Source organism: Methanofollis liminatans DSM 4140, from assembly GCF_000275865.1.
Lineage (GTDB): Archaea > Halobacteriota > Methanomicrobia > Methanomicrobiales > Methanofollaceae > Methanofollis > Methanofollis liminatans.
In genome coordinates, this window is the sequence record NZ_CM001555.1 from 1,192,645 (window position 1) to 1,217,709 (window position 25,065).

The 25,065-nt window shown below is 58.8% G+C and carries 25 protein-coding genes; 20 read left to right on the forward strand and 5 right to left on the reverse strand.

Annotation, left to right across the window (positions count from 1 at the left end; genetic code table 11):
• Nucleotides 1-13 precede the first annotated feature (13 nt).
• Together METLI_RS06045 and METLI_RS12405 are read left to right on the forward strand one after the other, a co-directional pair.
• Nucleotides 14-1,576 carry an aldehyde dehydrogenase family protein gene (locus METLI_RS06045; protein WP_004038877.1) on the forward strand — a complete coding sequence of 521 codons (1,563 nt, stop codon included), beginning with the start codon at nucleotides 14-16 and terminating at the stop codon, nucleotides 1,574-1,576.
• Between the two features lie 43 nt (nucleotides 1,577-1,619).
• A complete protein-coding gene (locus tag METLI_RS12405) occupies nucleotides 1,620-2,420 on the forward strand; it encodes a proline dehydrogenase family protein (RefSeq protein ID WP_004038878.1) in 801 nt (266 codons plus the stop codon).
• A gap of 406 nt (nucleotides 2,421-2,826) precedes the next feature.
• Here the strand turns inward: METLI_RS12405 and METLI_RS06055 are convergent, their stop codons facing one another.
• Complete coding sequence (locus METLI_RS06055; protein ID WP_004038879.1) at nucleotides 2,827-3,492, reverse strand: hypothetical protein; 666 nt, start codon at nucleotides 3,490-3,492, stop codon at nucleotides 2,827-2,829.
• A gap of 195 nt (nucleotides 3,493-3,687) precedes the next feature.
• On the opposite strand from METLI_RS06055, the gene METLI_RS06060 reads away from it, so the two are divergent.
• The 17 genes from METLI_RS06060 (at nucleotide 3,688) to METLI_RS06140 (ending at nucleotide 18,969) form a co-directional block, all read left to right on the forward strand.
• Nucleotides 3,688-4,302 carry an archaellin/type IV pilin N-terminal domain-containing protein gene (locus tag METLI_RS06060; protein WP_004038880.1) on the forward strand — a complete coding sequence of 205 codons (615 nt, stop codon included), beginning with the start codon at nucleotides 3,688-3,690 and terminating at the stop codon, nucleotides 4,300-4,302.
• Nucleotides 4,303-4,313: 11 nt separating this feature from the next.
• Nucleotides 4,314-4,925 (forward strand): archaellin/type IV pilin N-terminal domain-containing protein, encoded by a 612-nt coding sequence (locus METLI_RS06065; protein ID WP_004038881.1) that lies wholly within the window; start codon nucleotides 4,314-4,316, stop codon nucleotides 4,923-4,925.
• Nucleotides 4,926-4,936: 11 nt separating this feature from the next.
• A complete protein-coding gene (locus METLI_RS06070; RefSeq protein ID WP_004038882.1) occupies nucleotides 4,937-5,515 on the forward strand; it encodes an archaellin/type IV pilin N-terminal domain-containing protein in 579 nt (192 codons plus the stop codon).
• Nucleotides 5,516-5,564: 49 nt separating this feature from the next.
• On the forward strand, nucleotides 5,565-6,335 hold the full coding sequence (locus tag METLI_RS06075) for a hypothetical protein (RefSeq protein WP_004038883.1): 771 nt from the start codon (nucleotides 5,565-5,567) through the stop codon (nucleotides 6,333-6,335).
• A gap of 3 nt (nucleotides 6,336-6,338) precedes the next feature.
• A complete protein-coding gene (locus METLI_RS06080) occupies nucleotides 6,339-6,815 on the forward strand; it encodes a flagellin (RefSeq protein ID WP_004038884.1) in 477 nt (158 codons plus the stop codon).
• 4 nt (nucleotides 6,816-6,819) lie between these two features.
• On the forward strand, nucleotides 6,820-7,299 hold the full coding sequence (locus tag METLI_RS06085; RefSeq protein WP_004038885.1) for a hypothetical protein: 480 nt from the start codon (nucleotides 6,820-6,822) through the stop codon (nucleotides 7,297-7,299).
• Between the two features lie 7 nt (nucleotides 7,300-7,306).
• The gene (locus tag METLI_RS06090; protein ID WP_004038886.1) at nucleotides 7,307-8,050 is read left to right on the forward strand and encodes an ATPase domain-containing protein; all 744 of its coding nucleotides are present in this window, start codon (nucleotides 7,307-7,309) and stop codon (nucleotides 8,048-8,050) included.
• A gap of 2 nt (nucleotides 8,051-8,052) precedes the next feature.
• On the forward strand, nucleotides 8,053-9,915 hold the full coding sequence (locus METLI_RS06095) for a type II/IV secretion system ATPase subunit (protein WP_004038887.1): 1,863 nt from the start codon (nucleotides 8,053-8,055) through the stop codon (nucleotides 9,913-9,915).
• 1 nt (nucleotide 9,916) lies between these two features.
• Nucleotides 9,917-11,518 (forward strand): archaellar assembly protein FlaJ, encoded by a 1,602-nt coding sequence (gene flaJ / locus METLI_RS06100; RefSeq protein ID WP_004038888.1) that lies wholly within the window; start codon nucleotides 9,917-9,919, stop codon nucleotides 11,516-11,518.
• A 2-nt stretch (nucleotides 11,519-11,520) separates the two neighbouring features.
• Nucleotides 11,521-12,666, forward strand: a complete 1,146-nt coding sequence (locus METLI_RS06105; protein ID WP_004038889.1) for a hypothetical protein — start codon at nucleotides 11,521-11,523, stop codon at nucleotides 12,664-12,666.
• Nucleotides 12,659-13,459, forward strand: a complete 801-nt coding sequence (locus METLI_RS06110; RefSeq protein WP_004038890.1) for a CheF family chemotaxis protein — start codon at nucleotides 12,659-12,661, stop codon at nucleotides 13,457-13,459. Before METLI_RS06105 ends, METLI_RS06110 begins: the two co-directional genes overlap by 8 nt.
• 75 nt (nucleotides 13,460-13,534) lie before the next feature.
• Entirely contained in the window at nucleotides 13,535-13,897 is a 363-nt protein-coding gene (locus METLI_RS06115) for a response regulator (RefSeq protein WP_004038891.1), read from the forward strand.
• 2 nt (nucleotides 13,898-13,899) lie between these two features.
• Complete coding sequence (cheB, locus tag METLI_RS06120) at nucleotides 13,900-14,925, forward strand: chemotaxis-specific protein-glutamate methyltransferase CheB (protein WP_004038892.1); 1,026 nt, start codon at nucleotides 13,900-13,902, stop codon at nucleotides 14,923-14,925.
• Nucleotides 14,926-14,938: 13 nt separating this feature from the next.
• Nucleotides 14,939-16,840: a chemotaxis protein CheA gene (locus METLI_RS06125; RefSeq protein ID WP_004038893.1), complete on the forward strand. Its 1,902-nt coding sequence runs from the start codon at nucleotides 14,939-14,941 to the stop codon at nucleotides 16,838-16,840.
• A gap of 9 nt (nucleotides 16,841-16,849) precedes the next feature.
• Nucleotides 16,850-17,467 (forward strand): chemotaxis protein CheC, encoded by a 618-nt coding sequence (locus METLI_RS06130; RefSeq protein ID WP_004038894.1) that lies wholly within the window; start codon nucleotides 16,850-16,852, stop codon nucleotides 17,465-17,467.
• 18 nt (nucleotides 17,468-17,485) lie between these two features.
• Nucleotides 17,486-17,977: a chemotaxis protein CheD gene (locus tag METLI_RS06135; RefSeq protein ID WP_004038895.1), complete on the forward strand. Its 492-nt coding sequence runs from the start codon at nucleotides 17,486-17,488 to the stop codon at nucleotides 17,975-17,977.
• On the forward strand, nucleotides 17,962-18,969 hold the full coding sequence (locus METLI_RS06140; protein ID WP_004038896.1) for a ligand-binding sensor domain-containing protein: 1,008 nt from the start codon (nucleotides 17,962-17,964) through the stop codon (nucleotides 18,967-18,969). The genes METLI_RS06135 and METLI_RS06140 overlap by 16 nt, the downstream gene beginning before the upstream one ends.
• A gap of 17 nt (nucleotides 18,970-18,986) precedes the next feature.
• On the opposite strand, the gene METLI_RS06145 is transcribed toward METLI_RS06140, so the two are convergent.
• Both METLI_RS06145 and METLI_RS06150 read right to left on the reverse strand, forming a co-directional pair.
• Complete coding sequence (locus tag METLI_RS06145; RefSeq protein ID WP_004038897.1) at nucleotides 18,987-20,162, reverse strand: hypothetical protein; 1,176 nt, start codon at nucleotides 20,160-20,162, stop codon at nucleotides 18,987-18,989.
• Between the two features lie 73 nt (nucleotides 20,163-20,235).
• Complete coding sequence (locus METLI_RS06150) at nucleotides 20,236-20,865, reverse strand: hypothetical protein (RefSeq protein WP_004038898.1); 630 nt, start codon at nucleotides 20,863-20,865, stop codon at nucleotides 20,236-20,238.
• A 280-nt stretch (nucleotides 20,866-21,145) separates the two neighbouring features.
• Here METLI_RS06150 and METLI_RS06155 point away from each other — a divergent pair, with 280 nt between their 5' ends.
• Nucleotides 21,146-21,391 (forward strand): hypothetical protein, encoded by a 246-nt coding sequence (locus tag METLI_RS06155; protein ID WP_245529417.1) that lies wholly within the window; start codon nucleotides 21,146-21,148, stop codon nucleotides 21,389-21,391.
• A gap of 379 nt (nucleotides 21,392-21,770) precedes the next feature.
• Here the strand turns inward: METLI_RS06155 and METLI_RS06160 are convergent, their stop codons facing one another.
• Nucleotides 21,771-22,568: a CheR family methyltransferase gene (locus METLI_RS06160; protein ID WP_004038900.1), complete on the reverse strand. Its 798-nt coding sequence runs from the start codon at nucleotides 22,566-22,568 to the stop codon at nucleotides 21,771-21,773.
• A gap of 1 nt (nucleotide 22,569) precedes the next feature.
• Nucleotides 22,570-25,062: a methyl-accepting chemotaxis protein gene (locus METLI_RS06165; protein WP_169313802.1), complete on the reverse strand. Its 2,493-nt coding sequence runs from the start codon at nucleotides 25,060-25,062 to the stop codon at nucleotides 22,570-22,572.
• Nucleotides 25,063-25,065: the final 3 nt, after the last annotated feature.

Genomic DNA, 25,065 nt, shown 5'->3' on the forward strand with positions numbered 1-25,065 from the left:
GGAGGTTGGAAAGATGAAACAGAAGATCACGTACGTGAGCCTTGAGTCTGATGCGAGCATGCACGTCTCGTACGAGGCGGCGCTATCCGGGTTTGAGCGGAACTTCGGCCACCGGTATCCGCTCTATATCGGGGGGAAGGGCTTTGAGCCGGCCGGGGATTTCGCGGTGCGCTCCCCGGTCGACCGGGACATTATCATCGGGTATTTTCAGGAGGCCGGAGAGAACGAGGCGCACGCGGCGATCCGCGTGGCGAAGGAGGCGTTTCCCGCCTGGAGCGGCACCGACCCGGCCGAGCGGATCGGGGCGCTGCGAAAGGCGGCAGATCTCCTTGAGCGGCAGGTCTTCGATCTTGCCGCCCTGATCACGATCGAGGCCGGGAAGACGAGGAGCGAAGCGGTGGCCGAGGTCGGGGAGGCGGTGGAGATGATCCGCTACTACGCCGCGGTCTACGAGAAGAGCGATCACTTCACGGTGAGGATGCAGCCCGAGGCGCCGGGGGGGGTGAGTCTCAGCACAATGCGCCCGCACGGCGTCTGGGTGGTGATCTCCCCCTTCAACTTCCCGCTCGCCCTCGCCGCGGGGATGGCCTCAGCCGCTCTCCTCACCGGGAACACGGTGGTGATGAAACCAGCGAGCGCCACCCCCCTGACCGGGATCCGCCTCTACGAGGCCTTCATCCAGGGGGGCGTGCCTGCCGGTGCGGTGAACCTCATCACCGGCCCGGGCGCCCCCTTCGGCGAGGCGGTGACCTCGAGCCCTGACGTCGACGGGATCGCCTTCACCGGATCGCGGGAGGTGGGGATGTGGCTCCAGCGCGCCTTCGTGGTGAAGCAGCCCTACCCGAAACCGTTTATTGCCGAGATGGGGAGCAAGAACCCCTGCATCGTGACCGATAAGGCCGACCTCGATAAGGCGGTCGAGGGAGTGGTGCGGTCGGCGTTCGGCTACGGCGGGCAGAAGTGCAGCGCCACCTCGCGTGTCTACGTCCACCGTGACGTGGCCGAGGCGTATGCGAGGGCGCTTATTGCGCGCACCGAGGAGTTGAAGGTGGGCGATCCCCGCGAGCGGGACGTCTCTCTCGGCCCCCTGATCTCTGAGGCGGCGCAAAAGACCTATGAGGCGGCGGTGGCGCTCGCCCTGAAGGACGGCGGGCGGGTGATCACCGGCGGCGGGGTCTGCTCTGAGGGCAGCCGTGCGAGGGGATATTATGTGCGCCCGACGATCGTCGCCGGGCTCGCGCAGGACCATCCCCTGATGCGGGACGAACTCTTTGTGCCGCTCCTCTGCCTCAGGACCTTCGCCTCGCTCCCCGAGGCGGTCGGCCTCGCGAACGAGACTGAGTTCGGGCTGACGGCCGGGATCTTCTCCGAGGATGAGGGCGAGGTCGATTACTTCTTCGATCACATCCGTTTCGGGGTCTGCTATGCAAACCGGCAGGGCGGGGCGACGACCGGGGCATGGCCGGGCAGGCAGTCTTTCGGCGGGTGGAAGGCGAGCGGCTCGACGGGCCGGGGGGCCGGCGGGCCGTATTACCTGTTTTCGTATCTCAGGGAGCAGGCGCAGACCAGGCTGTGACCCCCCTCGTCACCTTTTTCCATGCCGGCGCCGATCCCGGTGCATGACGCCCCCGGAGAGATGGGCGCTCCCCGACCTGGAGGCCGCAGCGGCGCGGTGCAGGGAGCGCAATGCCGCCGGGATCAGGTGCATCCTCTCCCCGCTCGGGGAGTACGCCGCGGACGAGGCCGCGGCCGACCGGGCCGGGGAGGCGTACCGTGCGGCGATGGGGGCGATCGCCGCGGAGGGCCTCGATGCCTCGGTCGCCGTGAAACTCTCGGCCCTCGGTGCAGCCGCCGGCCTGGCCCATTGGGGCGACCGCCTCGGGCTGATCGTGGACGAGGGGCGACGGCGGCATGTCGGCATCGAGATCGACATGGAAGGCGCCGCCATGGTGGGCCCGGCGATCGCCGCGGCAGAAGAGGCGGCGGCCTCAGGCGCCCCGTCCGGGCTTGCGGTGCAGGCCTACCTGAACCGTTCGGCGGCCGATCTGCCGCGCATCCTGCGGGCAGGGATCACCCCCCGCCTGGTGAAGGGCGCCTATATCGGGGACACCGGCGATTTTTCGGATATTCAGCGGCGGTTTCTCGACCTCGCAGCCGCCGCTCTGGAGTCGGGGCGGCCCTTCTCGGTAGGCACCCATGACCCGGACCTTATCGGCTGGATCGTCGGGACCGCAGACCGCCGCCTGATCGAATGTGGTTTCCTGATGGGGCTTGCAGACGACACGAAGGTCCGCATGGCCCGGGAGGGGTGGCGGGTGGCGGAGTACATCCCCTTCGGTGAGGAGCGGGCGGCATATGAGGGGCGGCGGTGGAGGTACCTCAGGTCGATCGAGGCTCTCGGGCGGTCTCCTGTGCTGTAGCGATGCGATACGCTCGCGCAGCGATAACGGGTTGTTTTTGTTGTGCTGATGGGAAGAATCGCTTTGCTCACGATGCAGTTTTCAAAGGGGGTGGTTTTATCATGGCAAAACTGTGATCGGGGCAGGTATGGTCGGTTTCCCCTTTCCGGATCTCGCCCTGGCCTTCCCGGTCCAATACCCGCGGGGATGGGGAAGGCAGTCGATCGAAAACGAGGATCGCCGCCTCGATACCGGGGGGGCCTGCTGCCACCCCCGGTCCCCCCGCCGGTTGCGATTGAGGGGATGATGGATGATCGCTTCTTCGGCCCGCCCGTTCCCTCATGTCCAGGGCAATCGTGTGCGGGGGTCCGGGGGTGCAACCCCCGGCCGAGAATGCGGGGAAGGCGAAGAAAAAAAGATTCTATCCTCAGGCGCCGGTCACGTACCGTTCCGGCACCAGCACCTGCAGCGTATAAGACTTGATCGACCTGGTGTTGATCACGAACCAGTAGTCGCGGCCGCCCTCAAAGAACCGCTCCTTCCAGGCCTCCTTCCTGATCGCCGGATCGAAGTCCTTACCCGTGATAAAGTCAGAGTCTCTCTTCGTAACGATCCTGACGAAGCGGTTCGGGTCGGTGGCGTCCATCACCTGCACGTTCAGAAGGGAAAACTCGGTATTGTAAGCCTCGGCATCATAGGCGAGCTCCCAGTAGGGGTACGGGATGGAGATAATGTCGGTCGTCCCGCTCCCCGACCCCCTGACGACGGCGTAGACCACCATCGCCCGGGAGGTGGTGTTCCCTGACGGCGGCACCGACATCTTCGCCTCCTCCCCGGTGGGTGTGATCCCGTACGAAGCCGGGTCCACGAAGCCGACCGTCTTCGCCCGCCCGTCCCAGGCCGGAAGGGGTTCAGGCGTCGGGACGGCCGTCGTGCTCGGAATGGCTGTGGTCGGGAACGTCGTCGCCGCAGCCTCCCCCTCAGGCGCCAGGAACAGAACGGGCCCGTCAGAGAGCGCCGGTTTTACGACGAGCGCCACGACGACCACGATCGCGACCGCCGCGATCAGGCTGATCAGGTCTTCCCTCTCCATCTACCTACTGGTATTTCTGCCATGGGGATAAATATGCTTCCATCCCCGAATATCTGATTATTTTTCCCGATATTATGAATAAACATGGCATACCCGTTATCGACAAAATAAGTTAATTTATATAGTATGATAATAAGTACGTAATTAGGAATGTTGGATGGGTCCAGCGTTCACTGATTACGAAGGGTGAAATTTATGCGAAAATTCGGAAAGAGTGATGAGGCATTCACCGGCCTCGAGGCTGCGATCGTGTTGATCGCATTCGTCGTGGTGGCCGCTGTGTTCTCATATGTGATGCTCGGCGCCGGGTTCTTCACCTCCCAGAAGAGCCAGGAGGTTGTGCACACCAGCGTCGATCAGGCGAGTTCGAGCCTGGAAGTGCGGGGAGATGTCTATGGCATGGACAATGGCAATATGACCAAAGCAAAGGATAATGTAGAGGCGAATCAGAAGATCGATACACTGCAGTTCAATGTTGCCCTGACCTCCGGCGGCTCTCCTGTCGATATCAACAAGACTGTGCTGACCTATATGACCGCAGACGAGGTTGTGGTACTTAACCGCACTCTTGCTGATAAAACACATGCAACTCTTGGCATTGGCAACTGGACCGTCGCTGATAAGGTAGGCACTGCCGATACTGATTTCCTGATTGAACGGGGAGAGCAGTTCGTGATCTGGGTAAAGGTACCTACGGAACTTGAGGCCGATGGCAAGTTTAGTCTTGAGGTGAAACCTTCTACGGGTGCAGCTCTTGGAATAAAGAGGACCGCACCGGCGCAGATCGATGTATCGAACCTGCTATATTGAGGTGATCAAGAATGAAGTTCATGAAACATGAAGAGGCATTCACCGGCCTCGAGGCTGCGATCGTGTTGATCGCATTCGTCGTGGTGGCCGCTGTGTTCTCGTACGTGATGCTCGGCGCCGGGTTCTTCACCTCCCAGAAGAGCCAGGAGGTTGTGCACACCAGTGTTGACCAAGCCAGTTCAAGCGTTGAAATCCGAGGAGATGTTTTTGGGCGGGATGCTGGTTCAACTCCCAGTGAAATCGAGATTGTTGAGTTTGCGGTGGCGTTGACTGCGGGAGGGACTGCACTTGATATGAACAGTTCCGTTCTCACGTTCCAGAAGAGTGACGTGGCAGTGACAACATTGACTCATGCTTATGCCAATGATTACGTTTCGTCAACATCTGTCCTGAACGAGACAACTGGCGATAACAAGTGGTGGATCTATCAGAAGGTCAATGGAGACAACGACAGGTTGATCGAAGGCAGTGAACTGTTCATCATTCGGGCTCAGCTCGGTGCTACGAACGAGGTCGCTGCAAATGAGCAGTTCAACCTTGAAATCCGCCCTGCAACAGGTGCAGCCCTTGGACTGAAGAGAACTGCCCCAGCACAGATCGATGCTGTGAATGTCTTATACTGAGGTGATCAAGAATGAAGTTCATGAAACATGAAGAGGCATTCACCGGCCTTGAGGCTGCGATCGTCCTGATCGCATTCGTCGTCGTTGCGGCGGTGTTCTCGTACGTGATGCTCGGCGCCGGGTTCTTCACCTCCCAGAAGAGCCAGGAGGTTGTGCACACCAGTGTTGACCAGGCCAGTTCAAGTCTTGAAATCCATGGCGATGTCTATGGTCTCGATTCCGATGATGGCGACAATGTTGATCTTATTGATTTCACCATCACACTGACAGCAGGTGGATCGCCGGTTGATGTGCCGAAAGTGGCTATAACATTCCAGAACAGCACCTATGCTGGTGTCGTAACCTACGATAAGACTCAAAACGGTTCTGATCCAAATACTGCCAATACCTGGTGTATTTATAAAAAAGTTGATTCAGACGATGATACGCTCCTTGAGTTCGGGGAACAGTTTGTCATCCGTCTTAAGCCTAAGGGTGAACTGCCTCCCGACGACAAATTCTCTGTCGATATTAAACCACCAGTCGGCGCGGCGCTCGGTCTGAAGAGAACCATCCCGCCCCAGGTTGACGCGGTGAACCTCCTCTACTAACCCCCTTTTTTTTGAGGTCAAACTCTGAAACAGGGAATGGTGACGTGGAATGTCGGTGAATCAGTCACAGGTTGATCAGATCCTCGGGGCGGCGACGGCCGACGACCCCGAGGCAAAGCTCGAGAACCTTGAGCGTGAGGTGGACGTCCTCAAGGCCTCGGTGAAAAAACTCTTAATCGATATCAGGGAGCGGATGAACGAGATGGAGAACCCGTTCACCCTGGGGGTGCAGGGAGGGTTCCAGCCCGCCCGGGTGGAGGAGGCCGTCGAGAAGGAGGAAGAGGTCGAAGAGTCTCCGGCCCAGCCGGCGGCGAAAACACCCCTGCCCGCCCCTGCCCCGCAGGCCCCGCAGGGGATCCCGGCCGACCTGCTCGCAGGGCTCCAGGCCCAGATCGCCGCCGCCGACGCCCTGGTGCCGAAGGCCCCGGCGAAGGCGGAGAAGCTGCGGCTCCAGAAGGTCCATAACCTCTTCGAGTGGACCGGGAAGGCGGTGAAGAAATACGGCTTCGACCGCCTGGAGATGATGCTCGACTCCTATGCCACGATGGGCTACCTCGAGCGCGACGAGGTGGCGCAGGTCAGGGAGATCGCCCGGTTGATGCCGGCCTCCCTGGGCGAGGCCGACGAGATGAAGGCCGAGGACTTTGTCTCAGAGCTCTATGTCTTAAACCGGATCCTCGACCCCACCGACACCTCCCTGGACCGCGACATGATCGCCGTCTTGATGGACAACAAGCGGGCGAAGGGGGCCCCGCCAAAGGGCGGGCGCAAAGAGAGCGAGCCCGGCGAGGACTGGCTCGAATCCCTGGAAAGGATATGATGAATGTCGAGCGAAACCATCACCACCGCCATATTTCTGATCACCGCAGTAATAGCGGCGGCGGTGCTGGCGAACGCCATCTTTCCCATCATCTACACCGTCTCTGACACCGCAGGCTCCACCGCCCATGCCGCGGACCAGCGGATCCGCACCGACATCAAGATCATCAACACCTTCGCCTCAGGCGGTTCGGCCGACATCTGGATCAAGAACATCGGCTCGACCAGGATCTCGGCAAACGAGATCGCCGCCGCCGACATCTTCATCGGCGCTCCAGGAAACTTCGAGCGGGTCTCCTATGGGACCGTCTGGAACTACACGATCCTGGACGGCGGGACCGACTACTGGCTGACCGGCAAGACGGTGCACATCGAGATCACCTCGGCGATCATCCCGACCGGCACCGGCGACACCGTCTACTTCCAGATCGTCCTCCCGGGCGGGTCGGTGAGATCGACCGAATTCACGGTGGGGGGCTGACGGGATGAGCGCAGGTTCTCTCATCGCCTCCGCCGTTGCGATCATCATGATCGTCGTCGCCGCCTACGCCGTCATCGGCGGCACCCTGGTCACCGCCGAGGTGGTCGCCGACGCCCAGTCAGACCAGGTCCGCCAGCAGGAGGCGCGGCTCCACACCGCCATCGCCATCGTCGGGCACACCATCGACGCCGGCGCCTCGACCCTGTACCTCGACGTCGAGAACACCGGGAGCGAGACGATCCTCGCCTTCGATGAGATGGCGGTCTTCACCCTGGCCGGCGGTTCGGCGCCGGTATATCATGCATACGAAGACGGCGGCGGGAGCGGGACCTGGTCGTGGCTCTCCATCGAGCCCGACACCGTCCACCCCCACGCCCTCGACCCCGGCGAGGTGATGAACCTCTCGGTCAGGTACGACGGCGGGGCGCCCGAATGGGCGCAGGTGACCACGCCGAACGGGGTGTACGACTCCGCATATCTCTGAGGTGAACATGAACGAACGAGAGGACAAACCAGGCGGCGTTACCGGGGACGAGGGCAAGAAGATCCTCTCCACCGGCAATTCAGAGCTCGACAAAAAGATTGCCGACGGCCTCCCTCTCGAATCGCTCACCCTCATCGAGGGGGAGAACGACACCGGCAAGAGCGTCTTGACCCAGCAGATCATCTGGGGCGCCATGCGCCAGGGGCTCAACGCCGACCTCTTCACCACCGAGAACACCAGCAAGAGTTTCCTCACCCAGATGGAATCGATGAGCCTGGATATTTCCGACTACTTCGCCTGGGGCTACCTGCGGATCTTCCCCCTCCACAGCGTCGGTTTCGAGTGGAAGAAGGAGGATATGCAGGGCGTCCTGCAGGCGCTCATCCTTCACATGCAGAAGAGCGTCGCCGAAGTGATCGTCATCGACTCGCTCACCCTCTTCACCGAGTACGCCTCCACCGACATGATCCTGGCCTTCTTCACCAACTGCAAAAACCTCGTCGACCACGGCAAGACGATCCTCGTCACCCTCCACACCTACGCCTTCGAGGCCGAGACCCTGGTGCGGATCCGCTCCATCTGCGACGCCCACCTCTTCATGAAAAAGGCCCTGGTGGGCAGCAAATACGTGATGATGCTCGAGGTCGGCAAGGTGCGCGGCGCCCAGAAGACGACAGGCAACATCATCAGCTTCGAGGTGCACCCCGGTTATGGCATGAAGATCATCCCGATGACCTTTGCGCGGGTATAATTATGGCCTCCACACTGTCCATCCCGATCATGCTCCCCTTCAAGCCCGAGCCCAACGAGGACCTGAGCGGATGCCTGGCCGATCTCGAATCTTCATCCCTCTTTCGGATGCTCCCGAACAACGCCCGGGAGTACGTCCGCAACAGCCCTCACCTCCTCGAATACCTCAACATCCTGCCGGTGAACACCTACGGCATCCCCCTCTTCTTCCCTGAACTGACCCGGGATGCCAGGAAAATGGAGAACCTGAACCTGATCTACCCGGCCGGCTCCGACACCTTCATCCACATCCTCCAGGACCCAAACGACGTCCGGAACTATTACATCCCGATCGAGCCCTCCTTTCTCCACAGCGTCACCTCCCTGATGCCGGCCGTCGAGCACCGCCTCATCGATCTCCTGGACGCCCTCGATGAGAACCCCGGGACCGAGGAGGAGCGCGCCGCCGTCCTCAAACGACTGGTCGGGGAGATCGTCTACGTCAAAGGCGAGGGGGAAGATCTCGGGAGCCTGCTCGGCGGCGCAAACGGCCGGTCCCTGAAGGAGCGTGTCGTCACCTTCTTAAACACCGATTTCACCGCAAAGAAAAAACAGAGCAGCGGGGACGACGACGCCGGGATCACCAGGCTTTCAGACGGGCGGATCGTCGTCAGCCAGCAGGAGTACAGCGCCCTCGAGTACCTGCTGCTGCGTGACAAGATCGGGATGGGCGTTCTCAAGCCTTTCCTCTCAGACCCCTATATCGAAGATATCACCTGCGACGGCGTCGGCCCGATCTTCGTCGAGCACAAGATCTTCAGCGGGCTCAAGTCCGTTATCGGTTTTACCAACACCCCCGACCTCGACATCTTCGTCATCAAGATGGCCGAGCGGATCAAACGGCCGATCACCTACCGCAACCCGGTCGTGGACGCCACCCTCCCGGACGGCTCCCGTATCAACATCGTCTACGGCACCGATATCAGCCGCCACGGCAGCAACTTCACGATCCGTAAGGTAAACGAGGAGCCCCTCTCCGTCCTCCACCTCATCGAGTCGAATACCTGCGACTACACCGTCGCCGCCTACCTCTGGATCTGCCTGGAGTTCGGGATGTCCCTCTTCGTGAGCGGGGAGACGGCCAGCGGAAAGACGACGAGCCTCAACGCCATCACCACCTTCCTCCCGCCGGAGAACAAGATCGTCACCATCGAGGACACCCCCGAGCTGACCGTCCCCCATAAAAACTGGACGCGGGAGGTCGCAAAGGCGAAAGGAAAGAGCGAGGGCGACGGTTCAGAAGTGACCATGTTCGACCTCTTAAAGGCGGCCCTCAGACAGCGCCCCAACCAGATCCTGGTCGGTGAGATCCGTGGTGTCGAAGGGAGCGTCGCCTTCTCGGCCATGCAGACCGGCCACCCGGTCATGAGCACCTTCCACGCCGCCTCGGTCGAGAAACTGATCCAGCGTCTCTGCGGCGACCCGATCAACATCCCGAAAACGCACGTGGACAACCTCAACATCGTCATCATCCAGAGCGCCGTGCGTCGCCCCGGCGGCGGGACCGTCAGGCGAATGCTCAGCATCAACGAACTCGTCGGCTACGACCCGCAGACGCAGGGCTTCTCCTTCGTCGAGATGTTCCACTGGGACCCGGTCACCGACCAGCACATCTTCACCGGGAACGGGAGCAGTTTCCTCCTGGAAAACAAGATCGCAACCATGCTCGGCATCCCGGAGAGCAAGAGGAACGAGATCTACTATGAAGTCGAGAAGAGGGCGAACATCCTCAAACGACTGCATAACGCCGGATACATCAGGTTCTGGGACCTCTTCCACATGATCGCCAAGATCAAGAAGCAGGGTCTTCTCACTATCGAGGTCTGAGATGTTCGAGTCGTTGAAGGACAGGGTGGTCGGGGCGAACGGGGGTGAAATACCCTTTGAGGACCAGATCGACGGGATCAGAAAAAAAATCGAGACGCTCTCGGATAACAAAAAAATGGAGGGCGACCTCGTCTTCATGACCACCTACATGGCCTCGGCGATGACCGCCAACGTCTCGCGGCCAGAGCTCTTCGAATACACCGCCCGCAGGCACGAGTACATCTCGACCAAATATATCCGCCGGGTCGTCGATTTCGTCAACCAGTGGCACTACAGTTACTCTGAAGGGCTCACTATGGTGGGCGAGCGCGTTGAAAACCCGATGCTCAGGAATATGTTCAACCGTTTCGCCAATGCGATCGACTCCGGCGTCCCTGACAGCGAGTTCCTGGCAATGGAGTTGAACACCGCCAGGAGCATGTACCGCAACACCTTCGAGCAGGGCTTTGAGATGCTGAAGAAGTGGGGCGACGCCTATATCGCCCTGCTCTTCTCCTCCATGCTGGTGGCGATCATCATCATGATCTCGGTCGCCATCTATGCGCCCAGCGGGATCGACTCCGCACTGAACACCTCGTATGCGCTTGTCCTCCTGACGGCCGGTTTCGGCGTCGGCCTGATGTATAAGGCCGTCCCGGTCGACGAGAAGACCCTCGACAGCTCGATGAACAGCTGGTGTTCGCGGGAGCAGGCGATGATCCGCCGCCTCCAGACACCGGTGCTTGCGATCACCGCCGTGGCCGCTCTTCTCCTCCTCCTCATGGGCGTGAACACCGGCATGGTCTTTCTCCTGATCGGCCTCCTCTTCGCTCCCATCGGGATCATCGCCTACGTGGACAACCACAATGTCGTCATGCGAGACGAGGACTTTCCCGCCTTTATCCGGGGCGTCGGCTCGATCATGGAGGGGAAGGGCACGACGGTGGTCGAGGCGATCCGGGAGATCGACCGCAAATCGCTTGTCACCCTTGAACCCGTGATCAACTCGGTCTATACGAAGTTGAACCTCGGCCTCGATGAAGCGCTGGTCTGGGAAAAGTTCATCGGAGACTGCGGGACAAACCTGATCGCGAAGTACATGAACATCTTTCGGGACTCGGTCGCCCTTGGCGGGGCTCCCGGCGTCATCGGAAAGATCGTCGGGTCCTCCATGCTCTCGCAGGTGCTCCTGCGCAGAAAGAGGGACATGGTGGCGATGGGCTTTATCGTCCTCCTGATCCCGATGCACATCGCGATGGTCGGCATCTTCCTGACGCTCTATGAGGTGCTGCACACGATGTCCGAGGCGATCGAGAGCGTGATGTCGACCCTCGGGGAGAGCGGGGCGGCGCTGAGCGGGTCCGGGTCGGTTGCGGGATCGATGACCGGGTCGATGAACCTCTTCGTCAACTTTCCTGAAGAGCAGATGGTCCCCTATGTGATGACCATCTGCCTGATGATCACGGTGGCGAACATCTTCGCCGGCAAGATCGTGATGGGCGGCGACCGCTACATGTACTTCTTCCTCTCGGCCGTCCTATTTACCCTCACGGGGCTGCTGGTGTTGATCGTCCCGCCGCTCATCAGCAGCTTCTTCCAGATCCCCCAGTTCGGAGCGGTGTAAGCATGAGAAAACCAGAACTTCCATCGATAAGTCCGAAAACCCGGCGAACGCTGATCTTTCTGGTGACAGTCGCCGCCGGCACCCTCCTCATCCTCTACGACCTCCCCGCAGAGTACCTGCTGGGAGGGACGATCGCCGCGGGGTGCATCGTCCTCATCGCCTTCGGTGCGATCAAACTTTCTGACCTGAGGCCAAAGAACATCAGGGAAGGGCTGAAGGCGTGGGTTGCTGAGAGAAAACAGCGTCCTCTCAAGAAAGAAGCCCCGAAAGAAAAGATCGGCAGCAGAACGGCAGCAGCCTCTGAGGAAAAAGGCGGGAGAGTGCGTGCCGCACTGGCCTCCCTTTCAGGCGTCGTCCACGGGGGTGCAGGGCGGTTAAAGGCCTCGTTGTTCCACAAAGACGAGACTTTCAAGAAGATCGATATGATCCTTGACGCAGAGATCGCCGGCGGTGCCGCATCAAACGGGCCCGATACTTCTGCGGCAGTTCAGGGTGGAGCGAACGCTCCGGCCCCGCTCTCGGGTGCGGCCGATCCCTTCTTCGACATCAGCGAGGAAGACCTTGAAAACCTCACGCTGGACGGCGAGGAAAGCGACCAGACCGGATCTCCCGTGGATATAACGCTGGACGATGAGATCCCGTCGCTCGCCTCGAACGATTCGATCGTCTCCGAGATCTTCCGGGCGAATGCCGCCGAACTTGAAGAATTTTCAGAGCTGGGGGACATCAGCGAACTCGACGAAACGCTCGGGGAGATCGGCGGTGTCGATCTCGGCGAGGTCGATCTCGACGCCCTCGATCTTTCCGAGGAAGATCTCTCGGAGATCACGCCTGATACCGGATCCGAAGACGACATCGCGGAGGCTGCCCTGGCCGACAACGCCTCGATCCTTCCGGAAATCCCCGAAGAGCCAGAAGAGGAGGAGGCCCCTGAAGAGGAGAACCTGGTGGCGTTTGCATCGGGCGGCGGTTCCGACTCCCTCATGGACATCCTCAAGAGCGATGTCAAACAGAGGAAAAAAGGAGATTATAACAGCCTTCTGCGGGGCATGAAAGGGATGAAGATCAACGCGGACGATCTGGTCGACGAACTTGAAGAGACATTGAAAGCGCTTGACGGCGGATCGACGGTGAAGAAACATGGCTAGCGTTCCGGTGAAAATTGAAGACGGGGATCGGTGGGCCGTAGCAAAGGTCTCGATCGAGAAAGACGGGCTGAAGGCATCTGGCGACGTGACGCTGGACATCCCGTACAGGTCCATCATCGATCTGGAAGCAAAAGGGAATATCCTCATCATCACCACAAAAGAGCGGGAGGACCAGCCCTACAGGCTTGCATCGGTGGAAAAAGTGCTGAACGTGCTCAAACGGCAGATCCTCCTCTCCTGCAGCGCTTACCGTCTCAGCACCTTCTTTATGTCCCCGGCGATCAAGGGCGGCGTGCTCGTCCAGAACGCCGTATGGGAAAAAGGAGGGATCGCCGTACTAAAATCCGGGATCTGGTTCTTCTCGCAGGATCACCAGATCTGTGTCCCTCTTTCCGACGTCGCCGCGATCGAACTGACAACGCGCGAGGTCCAGGGCAAAGACCTCGATGTCGTGAAGATCGACCATATTGAGGATACCGACGTCGTCACCAGTTTCGTGCTCTGCCCGCTCACGACACTCCAGGTGCTCTACAATTTCCTCAAGGAATCCACGAAAAGCATGGACATGGACGGTGCCGAACTCGACCCGAAATCTGCGCAGGTCGCCATGCTCGTCTACAGCGGGATGGACACCGCGGCGATCGAGAACATGCTCGCCATCTCGCATAAAGAGGTCGACCGCGTCTACGATGCCCTGATCGGTCTCGGGCTCGCAGAGGTCGTGGTAATACGCAGAGAGATTAAACTGACCACAAAAGGTGTCAGATATATCACAGATGCGACAAAAGTATAAAATTTATAAAATCTCGATGATGTGAAAATAATAATCTATTTATTCTAAACAGATCAAATATTTTTAGAGCGCATTATGGGTAGAATTCTTGTCGTCGACGACACACTGTTCATGCGGACCCTCCTGAAAAATATCCTCTTCTCGGGGGGCCATACGATCGTGGGAGAGGCTGAGAACGGCGATGACGCCATCGCAAAATATCAGGAATTGAATCCCGACCTTGTCACTATGGACATAGTGATGCCGAAGAAGAACGGCATCGACGCCTTAAAGGGCATCAAAACGATCGACCCGAACGCAAAGGTGATCATGTGCACCGCGGTCGGCCAGGAACAGATGGTAAAACTCGCCGTCAAAACCGGCGCCAGAGGTTATATCGTCAAACCGTTCCAGGCTCCAAAGGTGCTCGAGGAGGTGAAAAACGTCCTTGGGGCTTGATCATGATCAGGGTACTCATCGTCGATGATTCAATATTTATTCGCACAATACTGAAAGATTTCCTCAGCAAATCTCCGGACATCGAGGTCGTGGGGACGGCGTCCGACGGTGTCGAGGCACTCTCCCTGATAGACGACCTCAAACCCGACGTGATGACGCTCGACATCGAGATGCCCAGGATGACCGGGATCGATCTGCTCAGGAAGATGCCTGACCTGAGCCACCGCCCGAAAGTGCTGATGCTCAGTTCGCTCACCTCGAAAGACGCCAGCCATACGAGAACGGCCCTGGCCCTCGGGGCAGACGACTTCATGCTCAAACCGCAGGAGATCTTCCGGGTGCGCGGGATCCAGGAAGAACTCGTCGCAAAGATCCGGCATCTCATCCATATCGGCCCGGCGGTCAAACAGGACGTTTCCTCGCGCGGTCTTGCCCGCAAGCTGCTGATCTTCGGCTCCTCGGCCGGGGGGCTCCAGCAGCTCGACCTCATCCTCTCGACGATCTCCCCTGACCTGGACGCCGCCGTCGTCATCACCCAGCATATGCCCGAGGGTTTCACCGCGGCCCTCGCCGATCGGTTCAACCGGATCTGTCCGCTCCCGGTAAAGGAGTCTGAGAGCGGGTGCATCCTGAATGCCGGTGAGGTCGTGATCTCCAGATCCGGCGTCCACTCGATCGTCTCGACATTCCTCACGCGGGACGGTCTCTCCGGAGGAAAAATCGTCCATTCCACCGCTCCTCCGGTCCACGCCGTCAGACCGGCGATCGACGTGACCTTCTCCACCGCGGCAAAGATCTTCGGCGGGCGGACACTTGCGGTCATCCTGAGCGGCATGGGCAACGACTGCGGCGACGGGGCTGCAGCCGTCAAAGCGGCAGGAGGCCAGGTGTTTGCATGCAGCGAGGAGGACTGCCTGGTCTACGGGATGGCGCGCTCCGCAATGAAAAAAAATAGTGTCGACAGGGTCGTTCCTCTCCGGAGGATTCCCGACGAAGTGCAACGGGCGATCACTGCAATGGAGGGGTAAAATCGTGTCAGATATGGAGGAATACAGGGGTCTGTTTGCCGTCGAGTCGCGGGAGAACAACGAGGCGATTGCCCGGGCTCTTCTCACCCTCGAAGGGGGTGAAGACCGTGAAATTGTTGACGAGATCTTCAGGGCCGCTCATACGATAAAAGGCGCCTCGGCCTCGATGGGGTTCATGAGGCTCGAGCAGCTCTGTCATTCGATGGAAGACGTCTTCGACCTGATCAGGAACGGCGAACTGCGGGCGAACGCCTCTCTCACTGATCTGCTGCTGGCCTGCACCGACCAGATCGATGCGATCCTCGATGCCATTGAGGCGGGCAGAAGCGACGACGGGGGGACCATCGAGGAACTCGTCTCGGCACTGGAAGTCTGGGTCAACGAGACGCCGTCTGAGGCGGCTGAAGAGGTGCCGGTCTCGAACGACCTGCCCTCATCTGAGGACGATGTTCAGGCTCCTGCCGGGGGCCCCTGCTACCAGGTCCTTGTCACGCTCGTCCCCGACTCATCGATGAAAGACGTCAGGGCGATGATCTCACTCTCGAACCTCGAAGAGATCGGCCGCATCGTCTCGACGAACCCGGACAAAGACGGGATCGAGAACGGGAAATTCGACCGCACCTTCGAGGTGGTCCTCGAAAGCGCCGCCGGGGCCGATGCGGTCCGGATGGCGGCATCGGGCACCGACATCCAGGAGGTCGCCGTCCGGCCCTGGACAGGCGCGGCAGAGAACCGGAAGGCCGATGGCGTGGTGCCGAAGGTCGAACACCATGAAAAGAACCGGGAGATCAAAAACATCAGGGTCGACATTCACCTCCTCGACCAGATGATGAACCTGGTAGAGGATCTCGTCATCAACCGCGGCCGCCTGAAGCAGATCGCACAGAAAAATCAGATCAAAGAACTCGACGAAGCCCTCAATATGGTCGGGAGATCGGTCTCGGATCTCCAGAACCTGATGATGCATATCAGGATGATCCCCCTGAACCACATCTTCAACAGGTTCCCCCGCGTCGTCAGGGACGTCTCCCAGCACGACAACAAAGAGGTGGAGTTCATCATCGAGGGCGGCGAGACCGAACTCGACCGGAGCGTCATGGACGGTCTCAACGACCCGCTCCTCCACCTGATAAGAAACGCCGTCGATCATGGGATCGAGCTCCCTGCCGAGCGGAAAGCAGCGGGAAAAACTGAGAAGGGGGTGCTCCGTCTCTCGGCACGGCGCGACCGGGACAACGTCCTCATCAGGATCGAGGACGACGGCGCCGGGATCGATTATGGTAAGGTCAGGAAAAAAGCCGTTTCTCGGGGTCTGTACACCGCGGAGGACGCCGACGCCCTCAGCGAGGACGACTTGATCGAGGTGCTCTTCAACCCGGGCTTCTCGACCGCCGACGCCATCACCGACATCAGCGGCCGCGGCGTCGGGCTGGACGTCGTCAGGTCGGCGATCGAATCCCTGAAAGGCTCGATCAAGGTCTCGTCGACGCCGGGAAAGGGCACCTGTTTTGAACTCGTCCTGCCCCCCACCATGGCGATCGTCGACGTGATGATGGTCAGGATCAACGGCAAACGGTGTGCGATCCCGATCAACAACGTGGTCGAGGTCGCCATGATCAGAAGGGACGCCATCCACCGGGTTGGGGCCACCCGGGTGATCCTCCTGAGAGACGAGGTGCTGCCCCTCTTTACGCTGGACGATATGTTCGGCGGTTCGAACGGTGGCGACGTCCTTGTCGTGCTCCAGAACGGGCATAAGAAGTGCGGGATAGTCTCTGATGTGGTCGAGGGCCAGCAGGAGGTTGTGGTCAAACCGCTCAGTTCTCTCATCGGGATCTGTCCGGGTGTGAGCGGCGTCACCATTCCCGGTGACGGCGAAGTGGTCCCGGTTCTTGATGTAAACACGATGATCTAAGGAGTTCTCATGAAATTAACAGATATCCAGTCGGACGCACTTGGCGAACTCGGCAATATAGGTGCAGCGCACGCAGCAACGACACTTTCGCAGATGTTGATGACCCAGATCGATATGGACGTCCCGAAAATTTCCATCATCGATATCGCCGAATGCTACCGCTGTATCGGGGAAGAGCGGGCGGCGCTTGTCGCTTTCGGCATCAAGGGTGAAGTAAAGGGCGAGGGTTTTATCGTCCTGTATATGCCGCAGACCTCGGCAATACGCCTCACCAACACCATGCTCGGCATGACCGACATGAACCGCGAGATGAACGAGATGGACCAGAGCGCCATCATCGAGATCGGAAACATCATGGTCTCCGCCTTCCTCGACGCCACCGCGGAACTGCTCGGCATCGTGATGCTCCCCTCCCCGCCATCCCTCTGCATGGACATGGCCCATGCAGGGATCGAGGCCGTCATCGCCGAAGTGGCGGTCAAGACCAACGATGTCGTCATCTTTAAAACGAACCTGACCAGCGACCAGTACTCGATCGACGGGGCGCTCCTGATGTTCCCTGACCCCGACCTGATCTCTGAAATCCTCGGCCTCCTTGACGCACTCACGGCACAGACCCCGGTTTGATAAGAGGGAGAAGGAATAATGGTGGAGTTTCGACCGCTTGGCATGAATGCACGCTTTATCGGGATCGGCGACTACTACGTGGGCCGCGACCCGATGACGACGATCGGGCTTGGATCGTGTGTGGCGCTGGTCCTCCACAACGAGCGCTTCGCCGTCGGAGCGATGGCCCATATCATGCTCCCTGAGAGCAAGGGTCAGGTCGAACGCCCGGGAAAATTCGCCGATACCGCCGTGACCGCGCTTCTTGAAGAGATAGGAAGATACGGATCGCGCAACGGCAGTCTCTGTGCGGTACTGATCGGCGGTGCGAATATGTTCGGGTTCAACGACAACAACTTAAACATCGGCGACCGGAACATCGATGCGGTCCGCCGGAGATTGAGAGAAGAGCGGGTCTCGATACGGATGGAGGATGTCGGCGGAAGGATCGGGCGCTCGGTCGTGTACGACCCGCAGAACCACGGCAAGATTACGATACGGCGGGCTGACGGCTCATGCACCGATCTCTGATCGCCATCGTTCTCCTTCTGGCGGCGTTCTCACCGGTATCTGCATCGATCGTCCTGTTTCAACCGGGAACAGGCGGGATCGCCACCACATCTTTTAACGACTGCGCGAGCGGTCCTGAAGGCGAGGTATTTTTCGCCACCTCTGCCGGGCTGATGCTCTATAACGGGACCTGGACAGTCTACCAGGCCCCTCTCAAAGACATTCCCGGAACCCTCCTCTCGAACACCGTCCTTTCCGTGGAGTTCGGGCCAGACGGCGTGCTCCTGGTGGGCACCTCGATGGGCCTCCAGCGTTTTACCGGGTCGGGGTTTGAGACGGTCGGGACGCAGGCTGAATTGAAGAACCCCTCGGTGATCGCACTGCAGCGCTGGGACGATGCAATCTGGGCCGCAACGCCGAACGGGAATGTGCACCGGATCGAAGGAGACGCCTGGCAGTGGTACAGGCCGTTTTGCGATGGACCCGGGTGCTATGCCGTCGACGATATGGTGCTGGACCCCGAATCCTCGGTCCTCTACTGCGTTTCATATACGGACGGCCTATGGGCGATCGGTGCAAACCAGACCGCCGGGTTCTGCATGGTCCCCGGGAACGATCTGCCGCTGAAGGGATATAGTGACTCAGAAACCGATCCGCTCGGCGGGATCTACCTCTTTAACCGGGAGTCGGTGATGCACTACCGCGAGCCCGATGGTCCTGAACACGTCCTATCTGCCGGGGATCTCGGCCTCCATGTCGGATGGATCAATGACGTCAGCGCCGCCCCAGACGGTTCCCTCTGGATCGCCACCGATTACGGACTCTTCTGCTGGGCCGACGGGGCGGTGAAGGATCACATCTACCGTGCGCACGGCATCTGGTCGAACGTGATCAAAAGCGTATATCTGGACGCCACAGGGCGCTGCTGGTTTTCAACCCAGTCTGCGATCGGGTATTACCGTCCTGAGAACCAGACGATGGTGCGGATCCCCATCGCCGCCCCGGTCGCCTGATCCTGAAACGTTATGCCCTACTCGCATTTCAGGATCTGCCTGACGTATTCGTCGACAGAATCGAGCAGGGCTTTTTTTGCTTTGTTTACCCGGGTTTTCTCCCCTGAATAGATGTCGTGGGCGAGATACCTGAGAAGGTCCAGGTAATATGCACTTGAGGGATATTTTCGTTTCATGTCCTCAAGCCTCGCGAACGATTCGCTTTCAAGCCCCGAGAAGAGGGAGAACGAGAGATCGAGGAGACCAAGAACATAGGGCGGCATCCCGTTCTCCGCCGCCTGCTTTCTGAAGGTGTGATAGCCAGATTTTGTCACCGTTCTGAAGGAGAGGAGCATCCCATAGTAGAAGGGTTCGACGCTCTGGGGGTACTGCTGGATCATCAGTTTGACAACCCCGGCCGCGTCGGTTCCGTTCCCTTCTTCAAGGGCGAAAAGAAACGCCTCCCTGAGAAAGACCATCTCATTGTAGAAGCGGTTCTGGGCCACGTCCAGGATCTGCCGTCTCATCTCGCGGTTTTTGTCGGCCTTCGCCTTCATCAACCCGATGCGTATGAATGCAGCCTGGCTTGGAAACCACTCGATGGCACACGAGACCATCAGCCAGAATGTCCGGTCCAGCCAGGGTTCTGCCTTGAAGGGGAGGTTCTGCGCAACGCCGGCGTGGATGCGGGCGAGTTCGATCATCTGCTCGCGCGCCCGCAGCTCCATATCGCTTGGCGCCTTCATGTCCCTGAACTTTGCAACCTCATTGAGCGAGAGGGCATAATAGCAATAGGCAAGGCCTGTATGGAGCAGGATATCCTCAGAGCGATATTTTCTCAGATAGGGGATCGCATGGACGAAGTCGCCCGACTTCATCATTTTCAGTCCCACGCTGATCTCAAGGCCCCTCTGCGGATTCTTCCCTTTTTTCAGTCGCAACGCGCTCTCGATTACTTTTTCCGTGTATCCTGACTCTCTGGTTCTCGTCGCGGCGTCGAGGAGTTTGAAGGTGATGGCGTCGATAAAGGCATCATAGGACTCCACATCGAGATCAGGAAACGAAGAATCGAGCGCTGAGATGACATGGCCGTAAAAAACAGGTAATTTATCCTCGATTTTGGAGATATTGCTCTCGATGTACCCGGAGAAATCCAGCCTCATTTGATCGAGCTTCTCATACTGGATCGCATCGGTCAGCATTTCGCCGCGCATTATATCAAGATGGTGATGCGGATGCTATTTTAATAATGCGTTTTCTCTCTGATCTCCAGGTTCTCTCTCAGATCTACGCCTTTTTCACGACCACGCCGGGATAGGGGTCCAGATACTCCTCTCTGGTTTCGAGGTCGACCCTGAACGCCGCGTAACTGCTCTGAATGACCAGGTAAAATTCTTTTCCCGAGATTTCCTGATTTTTAATGACCTTTCCCGGCCCTTTCAGTTCGGCACCGTCGATGATGATGCCGGTCTCTTTTTCGATGAGCATCATTTTAAATCGTGCATTCTCGGGTTGCTCTCCCTTGCTGACGGTACAGTTGAGCCTCCAGACCGGATAGGAGACCGAGAAGGGATCGGTCACACCGCCGTATGATCCTTCGAGATAGGCAAAAGAGGAAATGTTCGCTCCTCTCCACGGCGGATCCGACATCCCGAATGAGGTGAGGTTGTCCGGGATGATATAGGTCTGATATTTTATGACCGGCTGGTGTGCATATTCGATCCTGACGGGTACGAACGTTTTGATCGGTGCTGGCGTTGCAGGCGCGGTCACGGGCAGCGTCGTCATCGGTGTCAGCACTGCCTCGTCCGCGGCAGGGGCGGCATCGGGAGCGGCCCATGGCGGGTGCACGATGCAGACCATGATCAGGACGATCCCGATCGCCGCCGCAAAGCTCAGGATATCGCCTGAGTTCATGATTAATCTATGGCGATGTTGGTAGATATACTCTCAGTTATTGTCCTGTTCTGAAAGATACATCACGCACTTTTCTGGGTGTCGTTCTGTCAGAACCTCACTCTCCTGGTCCCCGGAGGGAGGGCTGCCTGTCAGGAAGGGTGCCGCCGCACTCTGAAATGTCATATTGGGGCTAATATGCCGCATATTCTTGCCAAAATATCATTTATCCTGAAAAGATTAGTATTTAAATTTTGAATATATGAAAATCTATTTATCTAATGATGTAACTTTAATGAATATGGATCTCCCCGAATTCAGGGCCTGGGTATTTTTCTACCTGATCTCATCAGTCGCTCTCCTCTGGGCAGCATTTCTCTCTGCGCAGGGTTTGATGCTCTGGGTGAGTGTTCTTCTGGTCCTTCTGGTGATCGGGACGAACTGTGTCTGTGTTCTTGCAGAGATCCATAAATATGCCAAAAAACGGGAGATCATGAAGCGCCTTTCAGAGATCGAACCTCCGGCATCCGCGATCGGTCAGAAGTGACGCCTGGCATGCAAACGCCCGAAGCGCGGTTTCTCACATCATTTTCCAGGGGGAAAATAGGGGCCTTCCTCCTTTCATGGGGGTTCGCCCCCTCCTGATCCCATTCCTCTGGTCATCTCCCGGCGTCCCTTTTTGAAGTGCATCCCCGCGTGCCGGTCTCTCGCCTTTCTCACACTGCCCGCCGGCCCCGGCGCACCGCTCATTCGCGCGAAGAAAACGAAGCCCTGACCCGATTCCTGTACCTTCGCAGCCTATGGGGTGAGACCATATCCTTCATCCCGATCCGCCTGGGGGGAGGTCAGACGACGTTGTCAAGAGACACCCGCAAAGAAGAGCGAAGAGACAAAAATATTTTGTGTGGGGTGCGCCGGCACCGGGATTATTGCACCGGGCTTTTCCCGTAGATCTTCTGCATCGAATCTACCGGGGTGAACAACCCCTCGCTCTCCCGCAGGAGGTACTCCGTCTTTCCCATCACATAATAGCCCCCCTGCGAAAGGGCCTCATAAAACAGAGTTGCCAGATCTTTCTTCTGTTTTTCATTGAAATATATGGTCACGTTCCGGCACGAGACCAGATCGAGAAAACGTGCTGCAGGAACGCCTGACATCAGGTCATGGTGAGAAAAGCGGACGATCTCCTTCAGGGTCGGCTTCACCTCGTACTTCCCGTCCTCCCTGAGCGTAAAGTATCTGCGGATCTGCTGCTCGGTGAGATTTTTAAGGGCTTTTATATCGTAGACCCCCTCCCGTGCCCTGTCCAGGACGACCCTGTCGATATCGGTGGCATAGATCGTGGCGTCGACCGGGCTCATGCGCATATATTCCCTGACCAGGATTGCATAGGAATAGGCCTCCTCGCCGGTGGCGCACCCAGCACACCAGATCCGTATTTTTTTGCGCGTCCCCAGGACGTCCGGGAGGACCTTCTGGCCGACGGCCCTGAAGACATCGGGATCCCGGAAAAACTCCGTCACGTTGATGGTGAGTGCGTTTTTGAGACTCTCTTTCTCCCCATTATCCAGAATGAGGAAGCGGTGGTAGTCCTCAAACGTCTCCTTGCCCGAGATACGCATGCGGGAGAGGACCCGGCGCTTGATATAGTCCTCCTTATACTGGGACGTCCTGATCCCGACGATCCGTTCGATCGTCCTGTTCAACGAGGTGAAATCGTCCATATCAGCCTATTTTGAACATGTCCATCTTGCGCTTCAGATCGGCGGAAAGGCTGGCGAGTTCGTGTGCGGCACTCCCGACCTCCTGCGTCGAGGCGCTGACCTCCTCGGCGAGCGCGGCCATGTCCTCGACCCGCGCGAGGTTCTCCTTCGTCCTGGAGGCCGCCTGTTCCATCATCTCCATCACATTATTGGTCGCATGTGCCTGGTCCTCGGTGGCCCGCGTGATTTCGGTGATCGCGTTTGCGGCGTCGTTGATATCGGCACTGATCTTGGTGAGGGCATTGATCGCCTGTTTGACGCTGTCGATCCCCTCCTGGATCTCCTTGTGGGAGGAGCGCATCGAATCGGCGGTTTTCTCGCTCTCTTTCTGGATCGCTGCGATCAGTTCTTCGATATGCTGGCTTGCCTTTCGTGAATCTCCTGCAAGGTTCCTGATCTCGCCGGCGACGACGGCGAAGCCCCGCCCGTGCTCTCCGGCGCGTGCCGCCTCGATCGCCGCGTTCAGGGCGAGCAGATTGGTCTGGTTTGAGATCTCGTTGATGAGTTTGACGATCTTGGTGATCTCGTGCATCTGGGCGTTCAGGTGCACAATATCCGCCACCGTCTGCTCTGAGATGGTGCCGACCGACTCCATCTTATTATAGGCAACCTTCCCGATCTCAGCACCTGCAGCACCTTCCTGCGATGAATTGACCGCTTTCTTCATCACTTCCTGTGTCGTGCTGGCGATCTCTTCGATCGACGCTGAAAGGTCGGATATCCCCCGTGTCACCGATTCGATATTGCCAAGAAGGTTCCGTGTCGCCTCGGAGGACTGCTGGGTTGCAAGAGCGACCTGCTCAGTTGCTTTTCCGATATCGGCGGCTCCTCTGCTGGTCTCCCGCGCATTTTTCTCGACGATGGAGGCCACGCTGTTTACCTCCTCGATCGTCTCCTTAAACCTCTGGATAGAACTGTTATAATCCCTCTTCACCGTTGCAAGCAGGTCGTCTTTTCCGATCCTGGCCTCCTGCGAAAGATCGCCCTGCGCCACAATCTCCATCACGGCTCCCAGTTCGGCGGCGTTTTCTTCGAGTTTTTTCCCTCTCGCCTCCACTTCCGCCAGGATACGCTTGATCTCGTCCTCTTTTTCCCGCCGCTTTGTGATATCGTTATAGACGACAAGGAGGCTCTCCAGGTTTCCGTCTTCGGAGATGAACGGGATGCCGTACTGTTCGAGGATATGCACCCCCGAAGGGAGCTCGACGGTCACCTCTCCATAGCAGCGCTTCTTTAACTGGACCGCCTGTTTGAGCCCCTCACCTTTCTGCTCCACGATGGTGAAGGAGCGTGCGTTCATGCCACTGAGTCGTTCGAGCCTGATCCCTGACATCGAGGCATAGGCCTCGTTTGCAGAGGTGACCGTGAAAGAGGGATCGAGGAGGAGGATCGGCATCGGGTTCTGGTCCACGACGACCTGGGAGCGGCGCTGCAACTGCTGGATTGTGTCCATCTCCTCTTTGAGTTCCTCCTCTTTCTTCCGCTCCTCGGTGATGTCGTTATAGACGACAAGGATGCTCTCCAGGTTTCCGTCCTGGGAGAGGAAGGGGATGCCGTACTGTTCGAGGATGTGGACGCCCGAGGGGAGATCGACGGTCACCTCGCCGTAGCAGCGCTTCTTTAACTGGACCGCCTGCTTGAGCCCCTCACCCCGCTGTTCGAGGATCTTGAAGGTCCTGGCGCTCATGCCCACCAGGCGTTCGAGCCTGATCCCTGACATCGCGGCATAGGCCTCGTTTGAAGAGGTGACGGTGAAGTCGGCGTCCAGGAGGAGGATAGGCATCGGGTTCTGGTCCACGATGGTCTGGGCGCGCCCCTGCAGTTCGGCGATCATGGCGAGTTCCTCTTTCAACTCCCGCTCTTTCTCCCGCACCGCCGTGATGTCGTTGAAGACGAAGAGCGCCTGCACGACCTCCCCGCTCTCGTCGGGCATCGGAATGCCGTACTGTTCGAGGACCTTCTTTTCGCCGCCGACGGTGAATTCGAGGACGCTCAGGGTTTTCCTGCCTTTCGAGAAGACGATCTCGGTTTTATCGCCGGAGAGCAGTTTTATGGCCACCTTTTTCCCGGTGCCGGCGAGGATGCGCTCGCGGCTCTCCCCGATCAGGTCGCAGTACGCCTGGTTGACATCGAGGGTCTCCAGGCCGCGGTCCACCGTCACCATCGGCATCGGGCTCTCGCCAAAGACGATCTGCTGCCCGGTCTGCACTGTCCGGTGCTCGTGGATCGCCGTCGCCGCATGGCTGACGACCTCGGCCAGGCCCCTCAGGTTGGCCGGAAAACTCCCGGGATCGATCCCGGCCGGACTGCCGCCCGCAATGACGCTCTGCAAGAACGCTGCGATCTCCTCGATCTCCGCTCCTGCCACCTGGTCCTCTGCAGCCTTCTCGAAGCCGTTCCCGTTCAGTGCCGCAGGGGCGGCGAACAATGCCTTTCTGCCCAGTTTCTCTGTCATCAT